The organism is Bradyrhizobium sp. IAR9 (assembly GCF_013408065.1).
GTDB lineage: Bacteria > Pseudomonadota > Alphaproteobacteria > Rhizobiales > Xanthobacteraceae > Bradyrhizobium.
In genome coordinates, this window is record NZ_JACBZW010000013.1 from 118,956 (window position 1) to 138,641 (window position 19,686).

The following is a 19,686-nucleotide window of genomic DNA, read 5'->3' on the forward strand; positions in this document are numbered from 1 at the left end:
ATGACGCGTCTTTCGCATCTCACCTTGCGCAATTTCCTAATCGCGCTCCACGACCTGCTGGCGACCGCGGCGGCGCTTTTTGCCGCCTTCTATCTGCGATTCGAGGGTGGCGACGGCTTCTTCGAGCGCTTGCCGCTGCTGTTCCAGATCCTGCCCTACTTCCTCGCCTTCAGCGTGGTCGTGTTCTTCATCTTCAACCTGACCACGACGAAATGGCGTTTCATCTCGCTGCCTGATGCGCTGAACATCATTCGCGTCTCGTCCGTGCTGACGGTCGCCCTGCTGGTGCTCGACTACATCTTCGTCGCCCCCAACGTCCGCGGTGCCTTCTTCCTCGGCAAGGTGACGATCGTCCTCTACTGGTTCCTCGAGATCTCGTTCCTCAGCGCGCTGCGCATGACCTATCGTTACTTCCGCTATACGCGGGTGCGGCGTCACGCCAGGGGCGAGGAGGCCGCGCCGACGCTGCTAATCGGCCGCGCCGCGGATGCGGAGGTACTCCTGCGCGGCATCGAGAGCGGGGCGATCAAGCGCATCTGGCCGATCGGCGTGCTGTCGCCGTCGAGCTCGGATCGGGGCCAGTTCATCCGCAACGTGCCGGTGCTGGGCGGCATCGATGACGTCGAGGACGTCGTCGCCGACTTCGCCAAGCGCAATAAGCCGATCGCGCGCCTCGTCATGACGCCCTCGGCATTCGAGCCGGAAGCGCGTCCGGAATCGATCCTGATGCGGGCGCGCAAGCTGGGTGTGATCGTCAACCGGATGCCCTCGCTCGAGAGCGGCGATACGCCGCGGCTCACGGCCGTCGCGGTCGAGGACCTCCTGCTGCGGCCGAGCGAGACGATCGACTATGCGCGCCTGGAAGCGCTGATCAACGGCAAGGCGGTGATCGTCACCGGCGGCGGCGGCTCGATCGGGTCGGAGATCTGCGAGCGTGTCGTCGCCTTCGGTGCCGCGCGGCTCCTGATCGTGGAAAACTCCGAGCCCGCGCTCTACGCCATCACCGAAGCGCTCGCCGCGCGAGGGGCGGCTGCCGAAGTCGAAGGGCGGATCGCCGACATCCGCGACCGCGAGCGCATCATGCGCCTGATGGCCGGGTTCAAGCCGGACATCGTGTTCCACGCCGCCGCGCTCAAGCACGTGCCGATCCTCGAACGCGACTGGAGCGAGGGCGTCAAGACCAACATCTTCGGCTCGATCAACGTTGCGGATGCCGCCGTTGCCGCGGGCGCCGAAGCCATGGTGATGATTTCGACCGACAAGGCGATCGAGCCGGTGTCGATGCTCGGCCTGACCAAGCGCTTTGCGGAGATGTACTGCCAGGCGCTGGATCACGACCTCGCAGCCGGGGCGCACAGCGCCAAGCCGCCGATGCGGCTGATCTCGGTCCGGTTCGGCAACGTGCTGGCTTCGAACGGCTCGGTGGTTCCGAAATTCAAGGGCCAGATCGAGGCTGGCGGCCCGGTGACGGTGACGCATCCCGACATGGTCCGCTACTTCATGACCATCCGCGAGGCCTGCGATCTCGTCATCACCGCGGCCACGCATGCGCTCGGAACGCACCGTCCTGACGTCTCCGTCTACGTGCTCAACATGGGCCAGCCGGTGAAGATCGTCGATCTCGCCGAGCGCATGATCCGCCTTTCCGGGCTGCAGCCCGGCTACGATATCGAGATCGTGTTCACGGGCATGCGGCCGGGCGAGCGCCTGCACGAGATCCTGTTCGCCACCGAGGAGCCGACCCGCGAGATCGGCGTTGCCGGCATCATGGCCGCGCAGCCGAACGAGCCGCCGATGCAGACGTTGCGCAAATGGATCGCGGCGCTGGAGCAGGCGATCGCACGCGACGATCGCGCCACCATCAGGACCATCCTGAAGGATGCGGTACCCGAATTCGGGTCGACCGCGGCCTGACCATGCAGCCTCGGGGCAAGATCGTCGTCGCGAGCCAGCATTATCCGCCGGATACGAGCACGACGGCGGCGATCATGGCCGACATCGCCTGCCGTCTCGCCGCCGAGCGCGAGGTCGTCGTGCTCTCGGGCTGGCCGGGCGCATTGCCGGCCTTGCAGACCGGCCCGGGCAAGCCGCGTGTCATCGCAATCAAGAACCGCATGGCGGGCAAGGCGGCGCTGGTGCGGCGCGGGGTCTCGGAGCTGCTGTTCGCGGCGCGCACGTTCTTTGCCTTGCTGCGCGAGCTTAAGGCAGGGGACGTTGTGCTCACGGTCACCGCCCCGTTCATGCTGCCTTACGCGGTGGCGGCGGCAGCCAGGTTCAAGGGCGCACGCTCGGCGCTGATCATGCACGACCTCTTTCCCGACGTGCTGGTGATGGCGGGCCTGCTGAAACCGGGCTCGTTCGTGACGCGGACGATGCGCGCCGCCAACAGCCTGATGTTCCGCGCCCTCAATGCCGTCATCACCATCGGCCGCGACGCTGAGCGGCCGCTGCTGAGCTATGCCGGCATGACGCGGAACAAGATCCGTTTCATCCCGAACTGGGCGACGCTCGTGCCCGCGTCGCGGCCGGTCAATTCGGACAACCCGTTCCGCAAGGCGCTTTCGGCGCGCTTCATTGTCGGCCTGTCGGGCAATCTCGGGTTCACCCATGATCCAGAGATCGTGTTCGAGGCGGCGCGGCTTCTGAAGGACGAGACCGACATTCACTTCCTGCTGTCCGGCTGGGGCATCGGCTTCGAACGGCTGAAGCAGTTGCAGGCGGCGGCGAACCTGCCCAATGTCTCCTTTGTCGGGCGGGTCGAGGATGCCGAGCTCGAGGCGTTCCTGGCGTCCGCCGATCTCTGGATCATTCCGTACCGGAAGGACGTGGCGGGGGTGTCGGTGCCGAGCCGGTTCTACAATCTGCTGGCGGTCGGCCGTCCCGTGGTGCTGGTGTCCGAGCCGGAGGCCGAGGCCGCCTTGACGGTGGTGGAGAACGGGCTCGGCTGGGTCGTGACGCCGGGCCGGCCGGACCAGCTCGCCGCTGCGATCCGCGCGGCGTCCCGTTCCACCGACGCTGCGATGACGGAGCGCGCGGTGAGGACGGCATTGCGATTCGACCGGACGACGGCGATGAACGCCTATGCCGGTGTGATCGACGAATTGTTGCACACCCCGAACCTTTCGGAGCAACGATGAGCGAGAAGAAACCGGTGGTGCTGGTGACGGGAGCGAGCGGCTTCGTCGGCCGTCATGTCGTGCCGGCGCTCCAGCGCGAGGGATGGTCGGTCCGCCGCGCGGTTCGCCGCGCGGAAGGTGCCGACGACGAGGTCGTGATCGAAACGATCGGTCCCGAGACCGATTGGCAGGCCGCGCTGGAAGGCGTCAACGCCGTCGTTCATCTCGCCGCGCGCGTGCACCACAAGCACGAGGAGCATGCGGTCCAGCTCTACCGCAACGTCAACATCGCCGGCACGCTGCATCTGGCGCGCTGTGCGGCGACGGCCGGCGTGCGCCAGTTCGTCTTCATCAGCACCGTGCTCGTGCACGGCCGCAGCAACGAGGGCCGCGCCCCGTTCAGCGAGAGCGACATCCTGACGCCGCGCGGCCTCTACGGCATGTCCAAGGCTGCGGCCGAAGCGGGCTTGAGGACGCTGGCGCGCGACAACGACATGAAGATCTCGGTGATCCGGCCGCCGCTGGTCTATGGCGCCGGCGCCAAGGGCAATTTTGCGCTGCTGACGCGCGCGGTCCAGCTCGGGCTGCCGCTGCCCGTTGCCGCGATCCGCAATCACCGCGCCTTCCTTGCCGTGCAGAACCTGTCCTCGTTTATCCTGCGCCGGCTCGGCCATCCCGATCCCACCAGCAATTTCGAGATCTTCCTCGTCGCCGACAGGGAGCAGGTCTCGACGCCCGAATTCATCACCCGTCTGGCCGAAGCGTCCGGCAAGAACCTGCGACTGTTCGGTGTGCCGCCGGGCCTGCTCAGCACGCTGCTCAATGTCATGGGCCGGCAGGATACGCATGACAGCCTGATCGGCTCGCTCGAGCTCAACATCTCGAAGGCGCTCGCGACCGGTTGGCAGCCGCAGGTCTCCCTCGACGAGGGGTTGCGGCTGGCGCTGTCGGCTCAGGATGCCTGAGGGCGGGAAAAGCGCCGCAGCACGAAGGCGACCGCGAACGCGCCTGCGATCACGGAGACGATCGTGACCGTCGTCGAGCCGGCGCGAACGCTGACGATGGCAAGCAATGCCAGCACGAGATTGAGTGCGAACACCTCGCCGATCACCTGCTTGACCGTGAAGCCATTGTCGGTGGCGCGCTGATAGAAGTGCGTGCGGTGTGCCGACCAGAATGGTTCGCGCCGCGCGATGCGCCGAAACAGCGTGATGGTGGAATCCGCAAGATAATAGGCCGGCAGCAGCAGCGCCGCGGCGGGCTGTCCGTGCCAGGCGAGCTCCAGCAGGCACCAGCCGAGCAAGAGGCCGATCGGCAGGCTGCCGACATCGCCCAGGAAGACCTTTGCGGCGGGACGGTTGAACGGCGCAAAGCCGAGCATGGCTCCGCACAGCGCGGTGGCGAGCAGCGCCGCGGACGGCGAGAGGTCGCCATACCATCCGAGCAATCCGAGCGCGGCCGTGACAGGCACCACCTCCGCCACGGTCATCAGGTCGAGCCCGTCCATGAAATTCACGAGGTTCACGAACCAGATTCCGGCGAGCAGGATGAGGCCGCGCTCGAGCGCGAGCGGCAGCGCCGGCACGATGCGCGCGGTCTCCGGTGTCGTGAAGACGACGGCGGCCACGGCTCCCGCCTGCAGCACGAGGCGGAGCAGCACGGGCAGGGGCCTGATGTCGTCGACGAGCCCGACCATCGCGATCACGACGGCGGAGCCGATCAGAGGCAAGGGAATCGCGCCGTAGGTCCAGGCCGCCCAGGACGCAGCCACCAGCAGCGTGGCCGCGACAACCGCGATGCCCGCACCCTGCGGGGTTGGTATCTTGTGCGACGAGCGTGCGTTCGGACGCGCCAGTGCATAACGCTGCAGCAGCGGCATGCTCTGCCAGGTGAGGCAGGCCGAGATCAGTGCAGCCAGCACGGCCGGCGCAAGCGCGAACAGCACCAGCCCGGCCGCAAGGTCCGGACCCGCGACGAGGGTCGTCACTCCGGTACTCCGATCGGCTTCGACCCCTGCGCGGCTTTCTCCGCGCTGAGGATCCAGACCAGGCCGCCGAACGCACCGACGATGAAGGACACGGCGCCGAACAGCAGCGAGACGTTGACGCCCTCGTTGGCGGCCAAGCCGGCGAAGCCGAACGCCAGGCCCATCGTGGCTTCACGCACGCCCCAGCCGGCAATCGAGATCGGCATCATCGTGATCAGCATCACGGGCGGCACCAGCAGGAAGACGTCGCTGAAGCGAACCGGGGCCGCAATCGACTGCACGACGCACCAGGCGATGACGACGGCGAGCACGTGAACGAGCACCGACAGGATTGCGATGATCGGTCCGCGGCTGCGGCTGAAGATCACGCGGTTCGCGATCACGGCACAGGCGTGAATGTGATGCGTGGCCCACCAGGTCTTCAGCCAGCGCCATTTCAGCGCGCCGAAAACCAGGAAGCCGAGGCCGCCGGCGAGCGCCAGGAAATCGATGAGCAGCAGCGCCGAGCGCCCGTGCGGATCGGTGATGAGGGTGTAGCTCCAGGGCAGGCTCGCGACGATGAGAATCGCGAGCGCGATCAAGCCGATCGCGCGGTCGACGAAGATCGAATAGGTTGCCGCACGCCAGCCGGCGCCGGCGCGCGCCACCAGCCAGAGCCGGACCGCGTCGCCGCCGATCGCCGACGGCAGGGTCTGGTTGAAGAAGGAGCCGATCACGTTGTAGCGCATGGCGCGGCCGAGCTCGAGCGGCGCGCCGCAGACGGCGCTAATCTCGCGCCAGCGCAGCACGCCGACGAAGATCTGCAGGAAGGTGACCGCGATCGCGGCGCCGATCCAGAACAGGCTGGTCACGGTGAAGCGCGAAAACAATTCGGACAGATCGACCTTGCGCAGCGCCAGATAGAGCAGCGCCGCGGAAATCACGATTTTGGCCGTCGACAGCAGGATTCGGCGCATCTCGCCCGCATGAACAGGGTTTGCGAAGATTTGAGGCAACCCGACGCGAGCGCCGAATTCGGCCGCTTTGGTATGGTTTTGGCGCCGATCTTGCAATAGCCCTCGTGAGGCTCTCGTGAGCCCTCGTGGGGGGCATTATGGAGCGCATACAGCGGGCCTATTGCGATCACCTTGAGGTGACGGCTAAACAGGATCGGGCTAGGGATCCCCAGGGAACAGGATGACGGATCAGGCGATTTTGGTCACCGGGGCCGCCGGCTTCATCGGCTTTCACGTCGCCCGGCAGCTCCTGGGCGAAGGCCGCACTGTCGTCGGGCTCGACAATCTCAACGCCTATTACGATCCGGCACTGAAGCGGGCGCGCCTGGCACTGTTGCAGAGCGAGCCCCGCTTCTCCTTCGTCGAGGTCGATCTTGCCGACCGCGAGACGATGGCGGCGCTGTTTGCGCAACATCGTTTTACGGAGATCGTGCATATGGCGGCGCAGGCCGGCGTGCGCTACTCGATCGAGCAGCCGCACGCTTATGCCGATTCCAATCTGGTGGGCTTTCTCAACGTGCTCGAAGGCTGCCGCAACAGCGGCTGTCGTCATCTCGTTTACGCCTCGTCATCCTCCGTTTATGGCGCCAACACAAAATTGCCATTTGCGGTTGCGGACCGGACCGACCATCCCGTGAGCTTCTACGCCGCGACCAAGAAGGCGAACGAGGTGATGGCGCAGTCCTACAGCCATCTCTATCGCCTGCCGGTCACGGGCCTGCGCTTCTTTACCATTTACGGGCCATGGGGACGGCCCGACATGGCCATGTTTCTGTTCGTAAACGCCATCATGGCGGGCAAGCCGATCCGGCTGTTTAACCATGGCCGAATGCGTCGCGACTTCACCTATGTTGATGATGTCACACGTGTAGTATCCAAGCTGATCGATCTTGTGCCTGCGGACGATCCGGCTGCCGCAAATGCGCCGTTTAAGCTCTACAATGTCGGCAATCACCATCCGGAGGAACTGATGCACGTCGTCGGTCTTCTGGAGCGGGAGCTGGGCCGGACGGCGATCAAAGAATTGCTGCCGATGCAGCCGGGAGATGTGCTGGAAACGTTCGCGGATGTCGAGGATCTGATGCGCGACACCGGCTTTGCACCGTCAACGCCGATCGAGCATGGGGTCCATAATTTTGTCACCTGGTATCGGGACTACTTCAAGGTTTGAGATGACGATGGACAAACGCATTATCCCCCTGATCATGTGCGGCGGTGCCGGCACGCGGCTGTGGCCGGCTTCGCGCGAGGTGCGGCCAAAACAGTTCCTGCCGCTGTTCGGCACGCGCTCGACTTTCCAGGACACGCTGCTGCGCGTTTCCGATCCCTCCCTGTTCGACCGGCCGATCGTCATCACCAATGCGTCCTATCGCTTCATGGTGCTGGAGCAGCTCGCCGAGATCGGCATCGAGGCCGACGTGATCCTCGAGCCGATGCGGCGCGATTCAGGACCTGCGATCGCGGCCGGCGCCGTGTTCGCGCAGAACCGCGCCAGTGAAGCCATCGTGCTCGCGCTCGCCGCCGACCACGTCGTGCAGGACAATGCCGCTTTCGTTGCCGCCTGCCGCGAGGGCCGTAACGCCGCGAGCACCGGGCGCATCGTCACCTTCGGCGTCAAACCGGAGCGGCCGGCGACCGAATACGGCTATATCAACCCGGGCGAGGTGATCTCCGGCGAGGTGCATGCGGTCGCGCGCTTCGTCGAGAAGCCGGACGCGGTGAAGGCCTCCGACTACGTCAATTCGGGCTATCTCTGGAACAGCGGCAACTTCATGTTCCCGGCCAGCGTGCTGCTCGATGAGTATCGCAGGGTCGATGCAGGAAGCGTCGAGGCCGTCACCAACGCGGTCAACAATGCCGGCCGCGATCTCGGCTTCGTCACGTTGGAGCCCGAGGCGTTCGGCGCGGCCAAGGCGATCTCGATCGACTATGCCGTGATGGAGAAGACCTCGCGCGCAGCCGTGGTGCCGGTGTCATGCGGCTGGTCCGATGTCGGCTCCTGGCACGCGGTGTGGGAGCTCTCCGACAAGGACGCGCAGGGCAATGCCTCGCACGGCGCGGCGGTGTTCGAAGACTCCCGCAACTGCAACGTCACCACCGACCAGGCGCTGGTCGCGCTCGAGGGCGTCGACGATCTCGTCGTGGTCGCGACCGCGGATGCGGTGCTGGTCTCGCGCCAGAAGGATGCCAACGGCCTGAAGCGTCTCGTCACGAAGTTGAAGGCGGTCGCGCCGAAGGTCACCGAGGAGCATCTCAAGGTGCATCGGCCCTGGGGCAGCTATCAGTCCGTCGACAATGGCGAGCGCCACCAGGTCAAGCGCATCGTGGTGAAGCCGGGCGGGCGGCTGTCGCTGCAGAAGCACCATCATCGCGCAGAGCACTGGATCGTGGTCCGCGGCGCCGCCCGCGTCACCGTCAACGAGGCCGTGAAGACCGTGCACGAGAACGAGTCGATCTACATCCCGATGGGCGCCGTGCACCGGATGGAGAACCCCGGTAAAATCATGCTGGAACTGATCGAGGTCCAGACAGGAAGCTATCTCGGGGAAGACGACATCATCCGGATTGAAGACGACTATCAAAGGTCGTAACCAGCAAACTCCGAATCACGTGACCCGGGCCAAAGACGCGATATTTTTCGGCTTAAGGCCCGGGGAACGTGTAACTTTTTGAATCAAATCGTGTCCGGGCCGCCAAGGCGGCATTCGCCACAAATGTGGCGTCCGTGCTAGAAGCGCGCCGGGGATTTGCGTTGAATCGGGGTTTACTCAGATGAGTTCCAAAGGGTCTGCACCGGCAAAGGCCGGCTTGCGCGTCGGCGTCATTGGCGCCGGCGTGATGGGGAGCAACCACGCGCGCGTGCTTGCGGGTCTTCCCGGCGTCAGCCTCGTCGGCGTCGTCGATCCTTCGCCGGCACATCGCACACGCGCGACGGAACTTGCCAATTGCGCAAGCTTCGAGACGCTCGACCAGCTCTTCGCCGAAGGCGTCGACGCCGTCACCATCGCAGCTCCCACCCATCTGCATCACGAGGTCGCGCTCGCCTGCATCGCCAGGAACATTCATGTTCTGGTCGAGAAGCCGATCGCATCCACGGTGGAGGAGGGCCGCGAGATCGTCGCTGCCGCGCAAAAGGCCGGCGTCACGCTGATGGTCGGCCATGTTGAGCGCTTCAATCCGGCGGTTGCCGCCGTCAAGCAGGCGATCGCTGGCGAAGACATTCTTTCCATCGCGATCACGCGCGTCGGCCCGTTCCCGCCGCGCATGTCCAATGTCGGCGTCGTCATCGACCTCGCCGTGCACGACATCGACCTGATCCGCTGGTTCACCGAATCCGACATCGTCGAGGTGCAGCCGCAATTGTCGAGCGCGGTCGCCGAGCGCGAGGACATCGCGCTGCTGCAGTTCCGCACCGAGAGCGGCGTGCTCGCACACATCAACACCAACTGGCTGACGCCGTTCAAGGCGCGCAGCGTCACGGTCGCGACGCGCGGCAAATACGTGATGGGCGATCTGCTCACGCGCCAGGTCACCGAGTGCTTCGGCTTCAAGCCGGACGGCAGCTATTCGATGCGGCATCTGCCGGTCGGACATGACGAGCCGCTCCGCGCAGAGCTGATCGCGTTCCTCAAGGCGGTGCGCAACGGCGAGACGCCGGCGGTCACAGGCGACGAAGGCGTCGCCAGCCTCGAGATCGCGACGCAGTGCCTGGAGACGCCGTCGCGGCCCGCGGCCAAATCGCCCGCCCTCAAGGGCCCGCGCCGCGTCGCCGGCTGAACCCTTCGTCCATGTCGACCATTCAAGAAGGCGCCAAGAGCCAGGTCATGAACCAGCATCTGCGTTCCGAACCCATTCCCTTCATCGACGTCGCCTCGCAGCGCCGCCGGCTCGGCGCTTCGCTGGATGCCGCGGTCAAGCGCGTTCTCGACCACTGCCAGTTCGTCAATGGCCCTGAAGTCGCCGAGCTCGAGAAGCAGCTCGCGACTTATAGCGGTGCCAAGCACGTGATCGGCTGCGCCAGCGGCACCGACGCGCTTCTCATGGTGCTGATGGCAAAGAACGTCGGCCCCGGCGATGCCGTGCTGTGTCCGTCCTTCACCTTCATCGCGACCGCGTCGCCGGCGGCCCGGATGGGCGCGACCCCTGTCTACGTCGATGTCGACGAGACGACCTTCAACATGAGCCCGGAGTCGCTCAAGCGCGGCATCGCAACCGCCCGCAAGGCCGGCCTGAAGCCGGTTGCGGTCATTCCGGTCGATCTGTTCGGCCAGCCCGCCGACCACGATGCCATCGCCGAGATCGCCAGGGCCGAAGGCCTGTTCGTGATCGACGACGCCGCGCAAGGGTTCGGTGCGAGCTACAGGGGCCGCAAGCTCGGCACCTTCGGGCTCGCCACCACGACCAGCTTCTTCCCCGCAAAGCCGCTCGGCTGCTTCGGCGACGGCGGCGCGATCTTCACCGATGACGACGATCTCGCGGCCACCTTGCGCAGCATCCGCGTGCACGGGCAGGGCGTCGACAAATACGACAACGTCCGCCTCGGCCTGACCGGCCGGCTCGACACCATGCAGGCCGCGATCCTGATCGAGAAGCTGAAGATCTTCGACGACGAGATCGCCGCCCGCAACAAGGTCGCCGAGCGCTACGCGCGGGGCCTGAGCAACGTCGTCACCGTGCCGCGCCTGGCACCCGGCAACACCTCGGTCTGGGCGCAGTACACGATCCGCCTCCCTGAGGGCACCGATCGCGACGGCTTCGCGGCCGCGCTGAAAGCCCAGGGCGTGCCGACCGCGATCTATTACGGCAAGTCGATGCATCAGCAGACCGCCTACAAGCAATATCCGGTCGCCGAGGGCGGCCTGCCCGGTTGCGAGAGCCTGTCGCAGGATGTCATCAGCCTGCCGATGCACGCCTATCTGACCGAAGCCGATCAGGAGCGAATCATCGCCGCCGTCCGCGGCGCGATTGCGGGCTGATCGCTTACCCTCTCCCCCTGTGGGAGAGGGTGGCTCGCCGCATAGCGGCGAGACGGGTGAGGGGTCTCTCTCCACACGGTATGCGCTGAGAGATACCCCTCACCCGATTGAGTTTGCATCTACCAGCGTCGCTGCCCTCTCCCACAAGGGGAGAGGGCACGGCAATGCGCATCGCAGGCCGAGCGCCCGTCTTTTTTGATCACGTCAAACTTCAAAGCCTTATCGTTAGGCTGATTAGTCTCTAAAACAGACGCATGCTCGGACGCATCTTCACGGTCGGTGGTTACACGCTGCTCTCGCGGCTGACGGGGTTTGCCCGCGACATCATGCTCGCGGCGATCCTTGGCGCGGGCCCCGTGGCCGATGCCTTTTTCGTCGCCCTGCGGCTGCCCAATCATTTCCGCGCGATCTTCGCCGAGGGCGCCTTCAACGCCGCCTGGGTGCCGGCCTATGCGCATGTCCATGGCGAAAAGGGCGCGGCGGCGGCGCGCCTGTTCGCCGACCGCATCTTCACGCTGCTGCTGGCCTCGCAGGTGGTGCTGTTGATCGTCGCCTGGCTGTTCATGCCGCAGGCCATGAGTATCCTCGCGCCGGGCTTCGGTGAGGATGCCGAGCAGCGCAAGCTCGCGATCGAGCTGACCCGGATCACCTTTCCCTATCTCCTGCTGATCACGCTGGTGACGCTCTATGGCGGCATGCTCAACGTGATGCAGCGCTTTGCCAGCGCCGCGGCCGCCTCGATCTTCCTGAACGTTTCGATGATGATGACGCTGGCGGTCGCCGTCTGGTTTCCGAGCGCGGGCCACGCCGCGGCCTGGGGCGTCCTGATCTCCGGTTTCCTGCAATATTTCCTGCTCGCCGGCGATCTCGCCCGCCATGGCGGTCTGCCGCGGTTTGCGCCGCTCAAGCTCGACGAAGACGTCCGCGGCTTCTTCAAGGCACTCGGCCCCGCGACGCTGGGCTCGATGGGCACGCAGGTGGCGCTGTTCGCCGACACCATCATCGCGACCTTCCTGCCGGCCGGCGCGCTGTCGGCGCTCTATTACGCCGATCGGCTCAACCAGCTTCCGATTGGCGTGATCGGCATCGCCATCGGCACCGTGCTGCTGCCGGAGATGTCGCGGCGGATCACCGCCAACGACCATGACGGCGCGATGAAGGCGCAACGCCGCGCTTTCGATTTCACGCTGCTGTTCTCGGTCCCGTTCGTGGCCGCGTTCCTCACCGTGCCCGACGAGATCATGCGCGCGCTGTTCGCGCGCGGCGCGTTCTCCAAGGCCGATGCGGTCGCCGCCGGCGGCACGCTCGCGGCCTACGCCATCGGCCTGATCCCGTTCGTGCTGATCCGCAGCGCGGTTGCGACCTTCTATGCGCGCAAGGATACGGCGACGCCGGTGCGGGCGTCGCTGACCGGCATCGCCGTCAACGTCGCGCTGAAGTTCGCCTTGATGGGGACGCTCGCGCAGATCGGACTTGCGCTCGCCACCGCCATCGGCGTCTGGACCAATCTGCTGCTGGTGCTGTTCTTCGCCGTGCGGCGCGGCTTTCTCGTGCTCGACCGCGCCTGGCTGATGTCGCTGGCCAAATTTCTGCTGACAGGGGTCATTCTCGCCGCCGCTTTCTGGCTGATCGCGCACTTCAGCGCTTCAGCTCTCGCCTCGATGCGCTTCCACGACGAGTTGACACTGGTCCTACTGGCCGTCGGTGGCACGATCGTCTACGCGCTTGCGATCCTCATCCTGTTCGGCCGCAGCTGGTTGGTCTCGCTGGTGCGCGGCTAGGCGTGTGCCGAAAGCCAACACGCCTAGCCCGCCGTCACCGCGCCGAAGAATCGCTTTGAACGCGGCCAACGCCGTGAGCGGATGGACCGTTTGTTGGGCCTCGGATGCACCAGGGGTCTACAGTGCGTCAGCCTCGCGGGGCGGCCTTCATGCGGTTCGCCAATCGTGATACGATATTCAGGTACCGTCCTCAGGTAGGAACGCGATGAGGCAGTGACCATGTCATTTCGCTCTCCCTGGTCCACATCTCGGATCGACCAGTTCGCCACCAGCAATGCCGACCTGCTGATCCTGATCGGCCGCATCCTGCTTGCATGGGTGTTTGTTGGAAGCGTGTATGGAGCACTTTCCAACTTCAGTGGCTCAGTGGGCTATTTTCGGTCGCTCAACCTTCCAGTGCCGCAGCTGTTCACGACGACCACCGTCATCCTGGAAATACTGATATCGGTTGGTTTGATACTCGGCATTGGTACGCGCTACTGCGCAATTTTGATCTTTCTGTTTGTATTGTCGGCGACTGCAATCGCACATCGTTACTGGGAATATCCCGCCGGTCCGCAACAGATCGGGCAGTACAATAATTTCCTGAAGAACATCTCGATATCAGGAGGCGCTCTGTTGATCCTGGTCACCGGAGGAGGCCGGTTCTCCCTCGATCGGAGGTTGGCAGGCTAAGCAGCGTTGTTCGTTTCAGCCGTTTCCTCAGCCTGATAGCCAATAACTTGCTTCGAGTGAGCATCGTCGGCCCCAGTAGGGTTGCGAGAGGTTGCAGCCGCACGATGTGCCGCTTGGTCCGTTCGTCTTGACGCCATCAACGCGAGGCGCAGCTCTGCCAGCTCGGCAGCTGCCAAGCCGTGCCTTTGCGGCCGTTACTACGTCACTTCGCCTTGTGCCTGAAAGCAACTTCGAGCAGATGGCTGACGAGATTTGAGAGCGGCTTCAGGCGCTCGCTTATTATCCTGAAGGAAAGCATCAGCCACGTCGCGAGCGCGGCACACCACAACAGGATTTCCAATGTTTCGGGCATGAGGACACCCATCAAAGCAATTACTGGAAATCCAAGCAGTGTTGCCGATCTGAACCCACGCGACAAGTCCTCCTAAAAGTGGCAACATGCTGAAACACTCGGAAGAACCGTTAGCTCGCCATGACAATCGCCCAAGCACGGCGTCTGAGCGTACGACGGGAAGCTGGACCATTCTGCTGCTGGTGCCCTTCTTTGCCTCGGGCGCGGCTTTCTCGTGCTTGACCGTGCCTGGCTGATGTCGCTCGGCAAATTCCTGCTGACCGGGATCATCCTCGCCGCAGCGTTCTGGCGGATCGCGCGCCTCAGCGGTTCAGCTTTCGCCTCGATGCATTTCCATGACGAGTTGAGGCTCGTCCTGCTCGCCGTCGGCGGCACGATTGTTCATGCTCTCGCGATCTCATCCTGTTGGCCGCAGCTGGCTTGTCTCGCTCGTGCGCGGCTAGGCAAGCAGGTGCTCGCTCCCAGGATGCAACGGACATCGGCACATCTCTTGATTTTGCGCGATTGGCGTGCTAAACGCGCTGCATGATTAAATGCTCGCGCACCGTCAACCGCAACCACATGACCCGCTTCGGCTGGGCCGTGGAAGGAGTCGTGCGCTAGCAATTCGATGACGACATCTTTTCCACCAGGCCCCGCCGGCATCGGACGGGGCCTTTTGTTTGGCCACGCTCCCTGCCGGCTCAACAGCAGGAGCATCCGATGCCACCACAACAGACCAACATCACAGCCGCGACGGAGGTCGACGCCGCAAGGCGTGGCCTCGACCTCTCCATCGTCGAGAGCCTGCTCAGGCGATACTGGCGGGCGTTTCAGGCTTGGCGGCCGCGCGCAGGGGTCGCCTTGCAGGACCTCAGCGACAGGGAGCTGATGGATATCGGCTTGACGCGCGGCGAGATCGACCGCATCGCGCCTGAACGCGCCATTGACAGACTGAGAGATAGCACGAGGACTCTGTGGGGCCGCGGTGGGATGTAAATGATCAACCACGCGACGTGGACACGCGCTTTGCGAACAAGCGGCGTTAAGCACCACTGCTTGTTTTCAGGCGCGCGTTGTGGTGCAAGTTCGGTAACGATCCTGCCGTCGTGCCGCCTGGCCGGGACCATGTGCGCCGAGGCCGCCCGAGGGACCATCAATCTTCACACGGAAATGACCGGACTGCGGCCTGCCGGCCCCGCCCCGCTCTGACCGACGAGGTGTGGTTCTTCGCGGCTCGTGCCCGCCTAAAGCCGTTTGCCTTGCCAGTTTTTCCACGGCAATATGCCGGCAAAACAACCATGAGAACGGGAAGATAAAATGGCGGCTCCCATCAAGTTCGGCGTTGGCCAAAGCGTGCTGCGCAAGGAGGATGACGCGCTCATCCGCGGCAAGGGCCGCTATACCGACGATTACGCGCCGCAGGCTGCGCTCCGCTGCCTGATGCTGCGCTCGCCGCACGCGCATGCCAAATACACCATCGATGTGAGCCGCGCCCGCGGCTTGCCCGGGGTCGCGCTGATCCTGACCGCCGATGACGTCAAGGATCTCGGCAATCTGCCCTGCCTGTTCAACCTCGAGACCGATCCGTTCACCGGCCCGCCATACCCGATCCTGGCCAAGGACGAGGTGCGCCACGTCGGCGATGCCGTCGCCTTCGTCGTCGCCGAGACCATCGACCAGGCGCGCGATGCGATCGAGGCGATCGACGTCAAATGGAGCCCGCTCCCGGCGGTGACCGGCGTCGTCAACGCCGTCAAGAAGGGCGCGCCGCAAGTCTGGCCGGACAAGGCCGGCAACGTGCTGTTCGACGTCTCGATCGGCGACAAGGCGGCGACGGAAGCTGCTTTCGCCAAGGCGCATGCGGTCGCCGAGATTGCCATCGTCAATCCGCGCGTGGTTGCCAGCTTCCTGGAAACGCGCGCAGCGGTCTGCGAATATGACGCCAAGCGCGACCATCTGACACTGACGATCGGCAGCCAGGGCAGCCATCGCCTGCGCGACATCCTCTGTCAGAACGTGCTCAACATCCCCACCGACAAGATGCGGGTGATCTGCCCCGACGTCGGCGGCGGCTTCGGCACAAAGCTGTTTCCGTACCGGGAATACGCCCTGATGGCGGTCGCCGCGCGAAAACTGAAGAAGGCGGTGAAGTGGGCGGCAGATCGCTCCGAGCATTTCCTGGGCGATGCGCAGGGCCGCGACAACGTCACCACTGCGAAGATGGCGCTGGCCGAGGACGGCAAGTTCCTCGCGATGGACTGCGACCTGATGGGCGACATGGGCGCGTATCTGTCGACCTTCGGCCCCTACATCCCGCATGGCGGCGCGGGCATGCTGCCGGGCCTCTACGACATCCAGGCCTTCCACTGCCGGGTGCGCACTATCTTCACGCACAGCGTGCCGGTCGATGCCTATCGCGGCGCCGGGCGGCCGGAGGCGGCCTACGTGATCGAACGTCTCGTCGACGCCTGCGCGCGAAAGCTCGACATGACGCCCGATGCCATCCGTCGCAAGAATTTCATTCCGCCGAAGGCGCTGCCTTACAAGACCGCGACGGGCAAGGTCTATGATTCCGGCGATTTCGCCGCGCATCTCAAGCGCGCGATGGAGATCGCCGAGTGGAAGGAATTTGGCAAGCGCGCCAAGGCGGCCAAGAAGAACGGGCTGATCCGCGGCATCGGGCTAGCGAGCTATGTCGAGATTTGCGGCGTGATGGGTGAGGAGACGGCCAACGTCCGTCTCGATCCCAGTGGCGACGTCACCGTGCTGATCGGCACGCAATCGAGCGGGCAGGGCCACCAGACCGCCTATGCGCAGATCGTCGCAGAGCAGTTCGGCCTGCCGCCGGAGCGGGTGCATATCCGTCAGGGCGACACCGACGAGATCGCGACCGGCCTCGGCACCGGCGGCTCGGCCTCGATTCCCACCGGCGGCGTCTGCGTGGAGCGTGCTGCGGGCGATCTCGGCAAGAAGCTGAAGGAGCTCGCTGCGCAAGCGCTGGAAGCGAGCGCGGGCGACCTCGAGATCACCGATGGCGTGATCCGGATCGCCGGCACTGACCGCTCGATCTCCTTCGCCGACCTTGCCAAGCGGCCCGGCGCCGATCCGTCGAAGCTGAACGGCAGCGCGACCTTCGCCAGTGCCGACGGCACTTACCCGAATGGGACGCATCTGGCGGAGGTCGAGATCGATCCGGCCACCGGCATCATCAGAATCGTCAACTACGTGATCGTCGACGATTTCGGCAAGACGCTCAACCCGCTGCTGCTGGCCGGCCAGGTGCATGGCGGCGCCATGCAGGGCATCGGCCAGGCGCTGATGGAGCAGGTGGTCTATGGGCCCAATGACGGCCAGCTCATCACCGCGACCTTCATGGACTACGCGCTGCCGCGCGCGGCGGACGGGCCGGCCTTCGTGTTCGAGACCGCCAACGTGCCCTGCAAGACCAATCCGCTGGGCGTGAAGGGGGCGGGCGAGGCCGGCGCGATCGGCTCCTGTCCGGCCGTCGTCAACGCCATCGTCGACGCCCTCTGGCGCGAGTACAAGATCGACCACATCGACATGCCCGCGACCCCCGAGCGGGTGTGGATCGCCATCAGCGAGCACCATCGCCGCCACAGCCTCTAGGCGGGATTCTTCCGCGGCGGGAATAAATGCCCGCTGCGGGGTTCTATCCATGGATGGGCCCATCCTCACCTCTGCGAGCCGGAGACGTTAGCCAATGAAAAGAACGATGATTGTCGTGGGCACCCTTTTGCTGGGGGCCGGCGCCGTGATGGCGCAACAGGAGATTGCCGTCCAGCAGGACAATCTGATGCGCTCGATCGCCAAGAACCAGTATGGCGTCATCCAGAAGATGACGAAGGGCGATATCCCCTTCGACCGGAAGGCTGCCGATCAGGCCATTGCCAGCATCGAGGCCGACGTCGCCAAGATCGCCAAGACCTTCGAGGTCAATCCCAAGCAGGACGTGGTGAACGCGACGTACGGTGCCTCGCAAAAGGTCTGGCAGAACAAGGCCGATTTCGACTCCAAGATTCCGCCAGTGCAGAAGGCGATCGCCGACGTCAAAGGCAAGATTACCGACGTCGCGAGCCTGAAAGCGGCCTATACCGCGATCAATGATCGCTGCAACGATTGCCACGAGACCTATCGGGTGAAGTTGAAATAGCGGGTTACAGAGTCCCTTGCCCGGATGAGCGAAGCGATATCCGGGGAGTCCAGCCGAGTTGATAGTCTTTCCCGGATGTCGCTTCGCTCGTCCGGGCTACATACTGCATTGGAATTATGAAGGGCGGCTGCGATAGCGACCGCCCTTTTTCTGTGCGCAAGGTCTGACGGATCGCTGCCGGAGCAGCTATCTTCGAGCCAAAGGCCGTGGCGTTGATGCGACGAGGCGCACCTCTTTCCCGACTGCCTCATTACATCAGGAGTTCCAACGCGCGGCGAAGACCCCAATCAACAGCGAGACAGGCCATGGCAAAACCGTTTCCGTCGAAGACCCACATCGGCAATCACATGCTGCACCCTGAAACGCTGATGCTGACCTATGGCTATGATCCGCAACTGTCGGAAGGCGCCATCAAGCCGCCGGTGTTCCTGACCTCTACCTTCGTGTTTAGGACGGCCGATGACGGGCAGGACTTTTTCGATTTCGTCGCCGGTCGGCGCGAGCCGCCGGAAGGCATGGGTGCGGGTCTGGTCTATTCGCGCTTCAACCATCCCAACAGCGAGATCGTCGAGGACAGGCTCTCGATCTACGAGCGCACCGAGAGCTGCGCGCTGTTCTCGTCCGGCATGGCGGCCATCGCCACCACGATCCTGGCTTTCGTTCGCCCGGGCGACGTCATCCTGCACTCGCAGCCGCTCTATGGCGGGACGGAAACGCTGCTGACGAACACGCTGGCCCGCCTGTCGATCGGCGCCGTCGGCTTTGCCGACGGGATCGACGAAGCCGCCGTCAAGCAGGCCTCTGAGGAGGCCATGGCCAAGGGCCGCGTTTCGATGATCCTGATCGAGACCCCGGCCAACCCGACCAACGGCCTGGTCGATGTCGCCATGATCCGCCGCATCGCCGACGCTATCGGCAAGGCCCAGGGACACACGCCGATCATCGCCTGCGACAACACGCTGCTCGGACCGGTGTTTCAGCGGCCGATCGAGCACGGCGCCGACATTTCCCTCTACTCGCTCACGAAGTACGTCGGTGGTCATTCCGACCTGATCGCGGGCGCCGCGCTCGGCTCGAAGGCGCTGATGAAAGGCATCAAGGCGCTCCGCGGCGCCATCGGCACCCAGCTCGATCCGCATTCCTGCTGGATGATCAACCGCTCGCTCGAGACTCTGAGCCTCCGCATGGAAAAAGCCGATGCGAATGCGCGCCTCGTGGCGGACTATTTGCGCGATCACCCCAAGGTGGCCAAGGTCCACTATCTCGGTCATCACGAGGCGGCCTCGCCGGCCGGGCGTGTGTTCGCGCGGCAATGCCTGGGGGCGGGATCCACCTTCTCGTTCGACATCGTCGGCGGTAAGGACGCTGCGGTCAAATTCCTCAACGCGCTGCAGATCCTCAAGCTGGCGGTCAGCCTCGGCGGCACGGAATCGCTCGCCAGCCTGCCTGCGACCATGACCCATTCCGGCGTCCCCGCCGACATCCGCCGGAAAATCGGCGTGCTCGATTCCACGATCCGGCTGTCGATCGGCATCGAGAATCCCTCCGACCTGATTGCCGACCTCACGCAGGCGCTGAACGCGGCTTAAGGCGCGGCCGGAATCGAAAAGGCCGGACGCCCCTCCCGCGCCCGGCCTTCACGCAACGAAGC

17 protein-coding genes are annotated in these 19,686 nt (G+C 64.7%); 14 read left to right on the top strand and 3 right to left on the bottom strand.

The window, feature by feature from the left end:
- The 3 genes from GGD67_RS29105 to GGD67_RS29115 are packed head-to-tail and all read left to right on the top strand — an operon-like array spanning position 1 to position 4,081.
- Positions 1 to 1,914 (top strand): SDR family NAD(P)-dependent oxidoreductase, encoded by a 1,914-nt coding sequence (locus GGD67_RS29105; protein WP_179737719.1) that lies wholly within the window; start codon positions 1 to 3, stop codon positions 1,912 to 1,914.
- 2 nt (positions 1,915 to 1,916) lie between these two features.
- On the top strand, positions 1,917 to 3,137 hold the full coding sequence (locus GGD67_RS29110; protein WP_179737721.1) for a glycosyltransferase family 4 protein: 1,221 nt from the start codon (positions 1,917 to 1,919) through the stop codon (positions 3,135 to 3,137).
- Positions 3,134 to 4,081 carry an NAD-dependent epimerase/dehydratase family protein gene (locus tag GGD67_RS29115; protein ID WP_018317385.1) on the top strand — a complete coding sequence of 316 codons (948 nt, stop codon included), beginning with the start codon at positions 3,134 to 3,136 and terminating at the stop codon, positions 4,079 to 4,081. Before GGD67_RS29110 ends, GGD67_RS29115 begins: the two co-directional genes overlap by 4 nt.
- Here the strand turns inward: GGD67_RS29115 and GGD67_RS29120 are convergent.
- Positions 4,069 to 5,103: an MraY family glycosyltransferase gene (locus GGD67_RS29120; protein WP_409411113.1), complete on the bottom strand. Its 1,035-nt coding sequence runs from the start codon at positions 5,101 to 5,103 to the stop codon at positions 4,069 to 4,071. The genes GGD67_RS29115 and GGD67_RS29120 overlap by 13 nt on opposite strands.
- Positions 5,100 to 6,059, bottom strand: a complete 960-nt coding sequence (locus tag GGD67_RS29125) for a lysylphosphatidylglycerol synthase transmembrane domain-containing protein (RefSeq protein WP_018317383.1) — start codon at positions 6,057 to 6,059, stop codon at positions 5,100 to 5,102. Before GGD67_RS29125 ends, GGD67_RS29120 begins: the two co-directional genes overlap by 4 nt.
- Before the next feature lie 220 nt (positions 6,060 to 6,279).
- Here GGD67_RS29125 and GGD67_RS29130 point away from each other — a divergent pair, with 220 nt between their 5' ends.
- The 6 genes from GGD67_RS29130 to GGD67_RS29155 all read left to right on the top strand — a co-directional run bounded on the left by GGD67_RS29130 (position 6,280) and on the right by GGD67_RS29155 (position 13,530).
- Positions 6,280 to 7,269, top strand: a complete 990-nt coding sequence (locus GGD67_RS29130; protein WP_179737723.1) for an NAD-dependent epimerase — start codon at positions 6,280 to 6,282, stop codon at positions 7,267 to 7,269.
- 7 nt (positions 7,270 to 7,276) lie between these two features.
- Positions 7,277 to 8,689 carry a mannose-1-phosphate guanylyltransferase/mannose-6-phosphate isomerase gene (locus tag GGD67_RS29135; protein ID WP_179737726.1) on the top strand — a complete coding sequence of 471 codons (1,413 nt, stop codon included), beginning with the start codon at positions 7,277 to 7,279 and terminating at the stop codon, positions 8,687 to 8,689.
- Positions 8,690 to 8,870: 181 nt separating this feature from the next.
- Positions 8,871 to 9,875 carry a Gfo/Idh/MocA family protein gene (locus GGD67_RS29140; protein ID WP_018317380.1) on the top strand — a complete coding sequence of 335 codons (1,005 nt, stop codon included), beginning with the start codon at positions 8,871 to 8,873 and terminating at the stop codon, positions 9,873 to 9,875.
- An 11-nt stretch (positions 9,876 to 9,886) separates the two neighbouring features.
- Positions 9,887 to 11,074, top strand: a complete 1,188-nt coding sequence (locus tag GGD67_RS29145; protein ID WP_283806128.1) for a DegT/DnrJ/EryC1/StrS aminotransferase family protein — start codon at positions 9,887 to 9,889, stop codon at positions 11,072 to 11,074.
- Between the two features lie 254 nt (positions 11,075 to 11,328).
- Positions 11,329 to 12,855: a murein biosynthesis integral membrane protein MurJ gene (murJ, locus tag GGD67_RS29150; protein WP_179737727.1), complete on the top strand. Its 1,527-nt coding sequence runs from the start codon at positions 11,329 to 11,331 to the stop codon at positions 12,853 to 12,855.
- Between the two features lie 219 nt (positions 12,856 to 13,074).
- Positions 13,075 to 13,530 (top strand): DoxX family protein, encoded by a 456-nt coding sequence (locus GGD67_RS29155; protein ID WP_092261218.1) that lies wholly within the window; start codon positions 13,075 to 13,077, stop codon positions 13,528 to 13,530.
- Between the two features lie 202 nt (positions 13,531 to 13,732).
- On the opposite strand, the gene GGD67_RS29160 is transcribed toward GGD67_RS29155, so the two are convergent.
- Positions 13,733 to 13,882 carry a hypothetical protein gene (locus GGD67_RS29160; protein WP_177237325.1) on the bottom strand — a complete coding sequence of 50 codons (150 nt, stop codon included), beginning with the start codon at positions 13,880 to 13,882 and terminating at the stop codon, positions 13,733 to 13,735.
- 214 nt (positions 13,883 to 14,096) lie between these two features.
- Here GGD67_RS29160 and GGD67_RS29165 point away from each other — a divergent pair, with 214 nt between their 5' ends.
- The 5 genes from GGD67_RS29165 to GGD67_RS29185 all read left to right on the top strand — a co-directional run bounded on the left by GGD67_RS29165 (position 14,097) and on the right by GGD67_RS29185 (position 19,624).
- Positions 14,097 to 14,411 (top strand): hypothetical protein, encoded by a 315-nt coding sequence (locus GGD67_RS29165; RefSeq protein WP_246790877.1) that lies wholly within the window; start codon positions 14,097 to 14,099, stop codon positions 14,409 to 14,411.
- A 173-nt stretch (positions 14,412 to 14,584) separates the two neighbouring features.
- Positions 14,585 to 14,860 carry a DUF1127 domain-containing protein gene (locus tag GGD67_RS29170; RefSeq protein WP_179737728.1) on the top strand — a complete coding sequence of 92 codons (276 nt, stop codon included), beginning with the start codon at positions 14,585 to 14,587 and terminating at the stop codon, positions 14,858 to 14,860.
- 321 nt (positions 14,861 to 15,181) lie between these two features.
- Positions 15,182 to 17,491 (top strand): xanthine dehydrogenase family protein molybdopterin-binding subunit, encoded by a 2,310-nt coding sequence (locus GGD67_RS29175; RefSeq protein WP_179737729.1) that lies wholly within the window; start codon positions 15,182 to 15,184, stop codon positions 17,489 to 17,491.
- A gap of 94 nt (positions 17,492 to 17,585) precedes the next feature.
- Positions 17,586 to 18,035 carry a cytochrome c gene (locus tag GGD67_RS29180; RefSeq protein ID WP_018317373.1) on the top strand — a complete coding sequence of 150 codons (450 nt, stop codon included), beginning with the start codon at positions 17,586 to 17,588 and terminating at the stop codon, positions 18,033 to 18,035.
- Positions 18,036 to 18,340: 305 nt separating this feature from the next.
- The gene (locus GGD67_RS29185; RefSeq protein WP_179737730.1) at positions 18,341 to 19,624 is read left to right on the top strand and encodes a cystathionine gamma-synthase family protein; all 1,284 of its coding nucleotides are present in this window, start codon (positions 18,341 to 18,343) and stop codon (positions 19,622 to 19,624) included.
- Positions 19,625 to 19,686: the final 62 nt, after the last annotated feature.

Bases quoted from the DNA above. Each gene is read 5' to 3' on its own strand.
- GGD67_RS29170 (WP_179737728.1), top strand. From the start codon at position 14,585: ATGCCACCACAACAGACCAACATCACAGCCGCGACGGAGGTCGACGCC.
- GGD67_RS29180 (WP_018317373.1), top strand. From the start codon at position 17,586: ATGAAAAGAACGATGATTGTCGTGGGCACCCTTTTGCTGGGGGCCGGC.
- GGD67_RS29105 (WP_179737719.1), top strand. From the start codon at position 1: ATGACGCGTCTTTCGCATCTCACCTTGCGCAATTTCCTAATCGCGCTC.
- GGD67_RS29160 (WP_177237325.1), bottom strand. From the start codon at position 13,882: ATGCCCGAAACATTGGAAATCCTGTTGTGGTGTGCCGCGCTCGCGACG.
- GGD67_RS29110 (WP_179737721.1), top strand. From the start codon at position 1,917: ATGCAGCCTCGGGGCAAGATCGTCGTCGCGAGCCAGCATTATCCGCCG.
- GGD67_RS29130 (WP_179737723.1), top strand. From the start codon at position 6,280: ATGACGGATCAGGCGATTTTGGTCACCGGGGCCGCCGGCTTCATCGGC.
- GGD67_RS29115 (WP_018317385.1), top strand. From the start codon at position 3,134: ATGAGCGAGAAGAAACCGGTGGTGCTGGTGACGGGAGCGAGCGGCTTC.
- GGD67_RS29185 (WP_179737730.1), top strand. From the start codon at position 18,341: ATGGCAAAACCGTTTCCGTCGAAGACCCACATCGGCAATCACATGCTG.
- GGD67_RS29145 (WP_283806128.1), top strand. From the start codon at position 9,887: ATGTCGACCATTCAAGAAGGCGCCAAGAGCCAGGTCATGAACCAGCAT.
- GGD67_RS29155 (WP_092261218.1), top strand. From the start codon at position 13,075: ATGTCATTTCGCTCTCCCTGGTCCACATCTCGGATCGACCAGTTCGCC.
- GGD67_RS29135 (WP_179737726.1), top strand. From the start codon at position 7,277: ATGGACAAACGCATTATCCCCCTGATCATGTGCGGCGGTGCCGGCACG.
- GGD67_RS29140 (WP_018317380.1), top strand. From the start codon at position 8,871: ATGAGTTCCAAAGGGTCTGCACCGGCAAAGGCCGGCTTGCGCGTCGGC.
- GGD67_RS29125 (WP_018317383.1), bottom strand. From the start codon at position 6,059: ATGCGCCGAATCCTGCTGTCGACGGCCAAAATCGTGATTTCCGCGGCG.
- murJ (WP_179737727.1), top strand. From the start codon at position 11,329: ATGCTCGGACGCATCTTCACGGTCGGTGGTTACACGCTGCTCTCGCGG.
- GGD67_RS29175 (WP_179737729.1), top strand. From the start codon at position 15,182: ATGGCGGCTCCCATCAAGTTCGGCGTTGGCCAAAGCGTGCTGCGCAAG.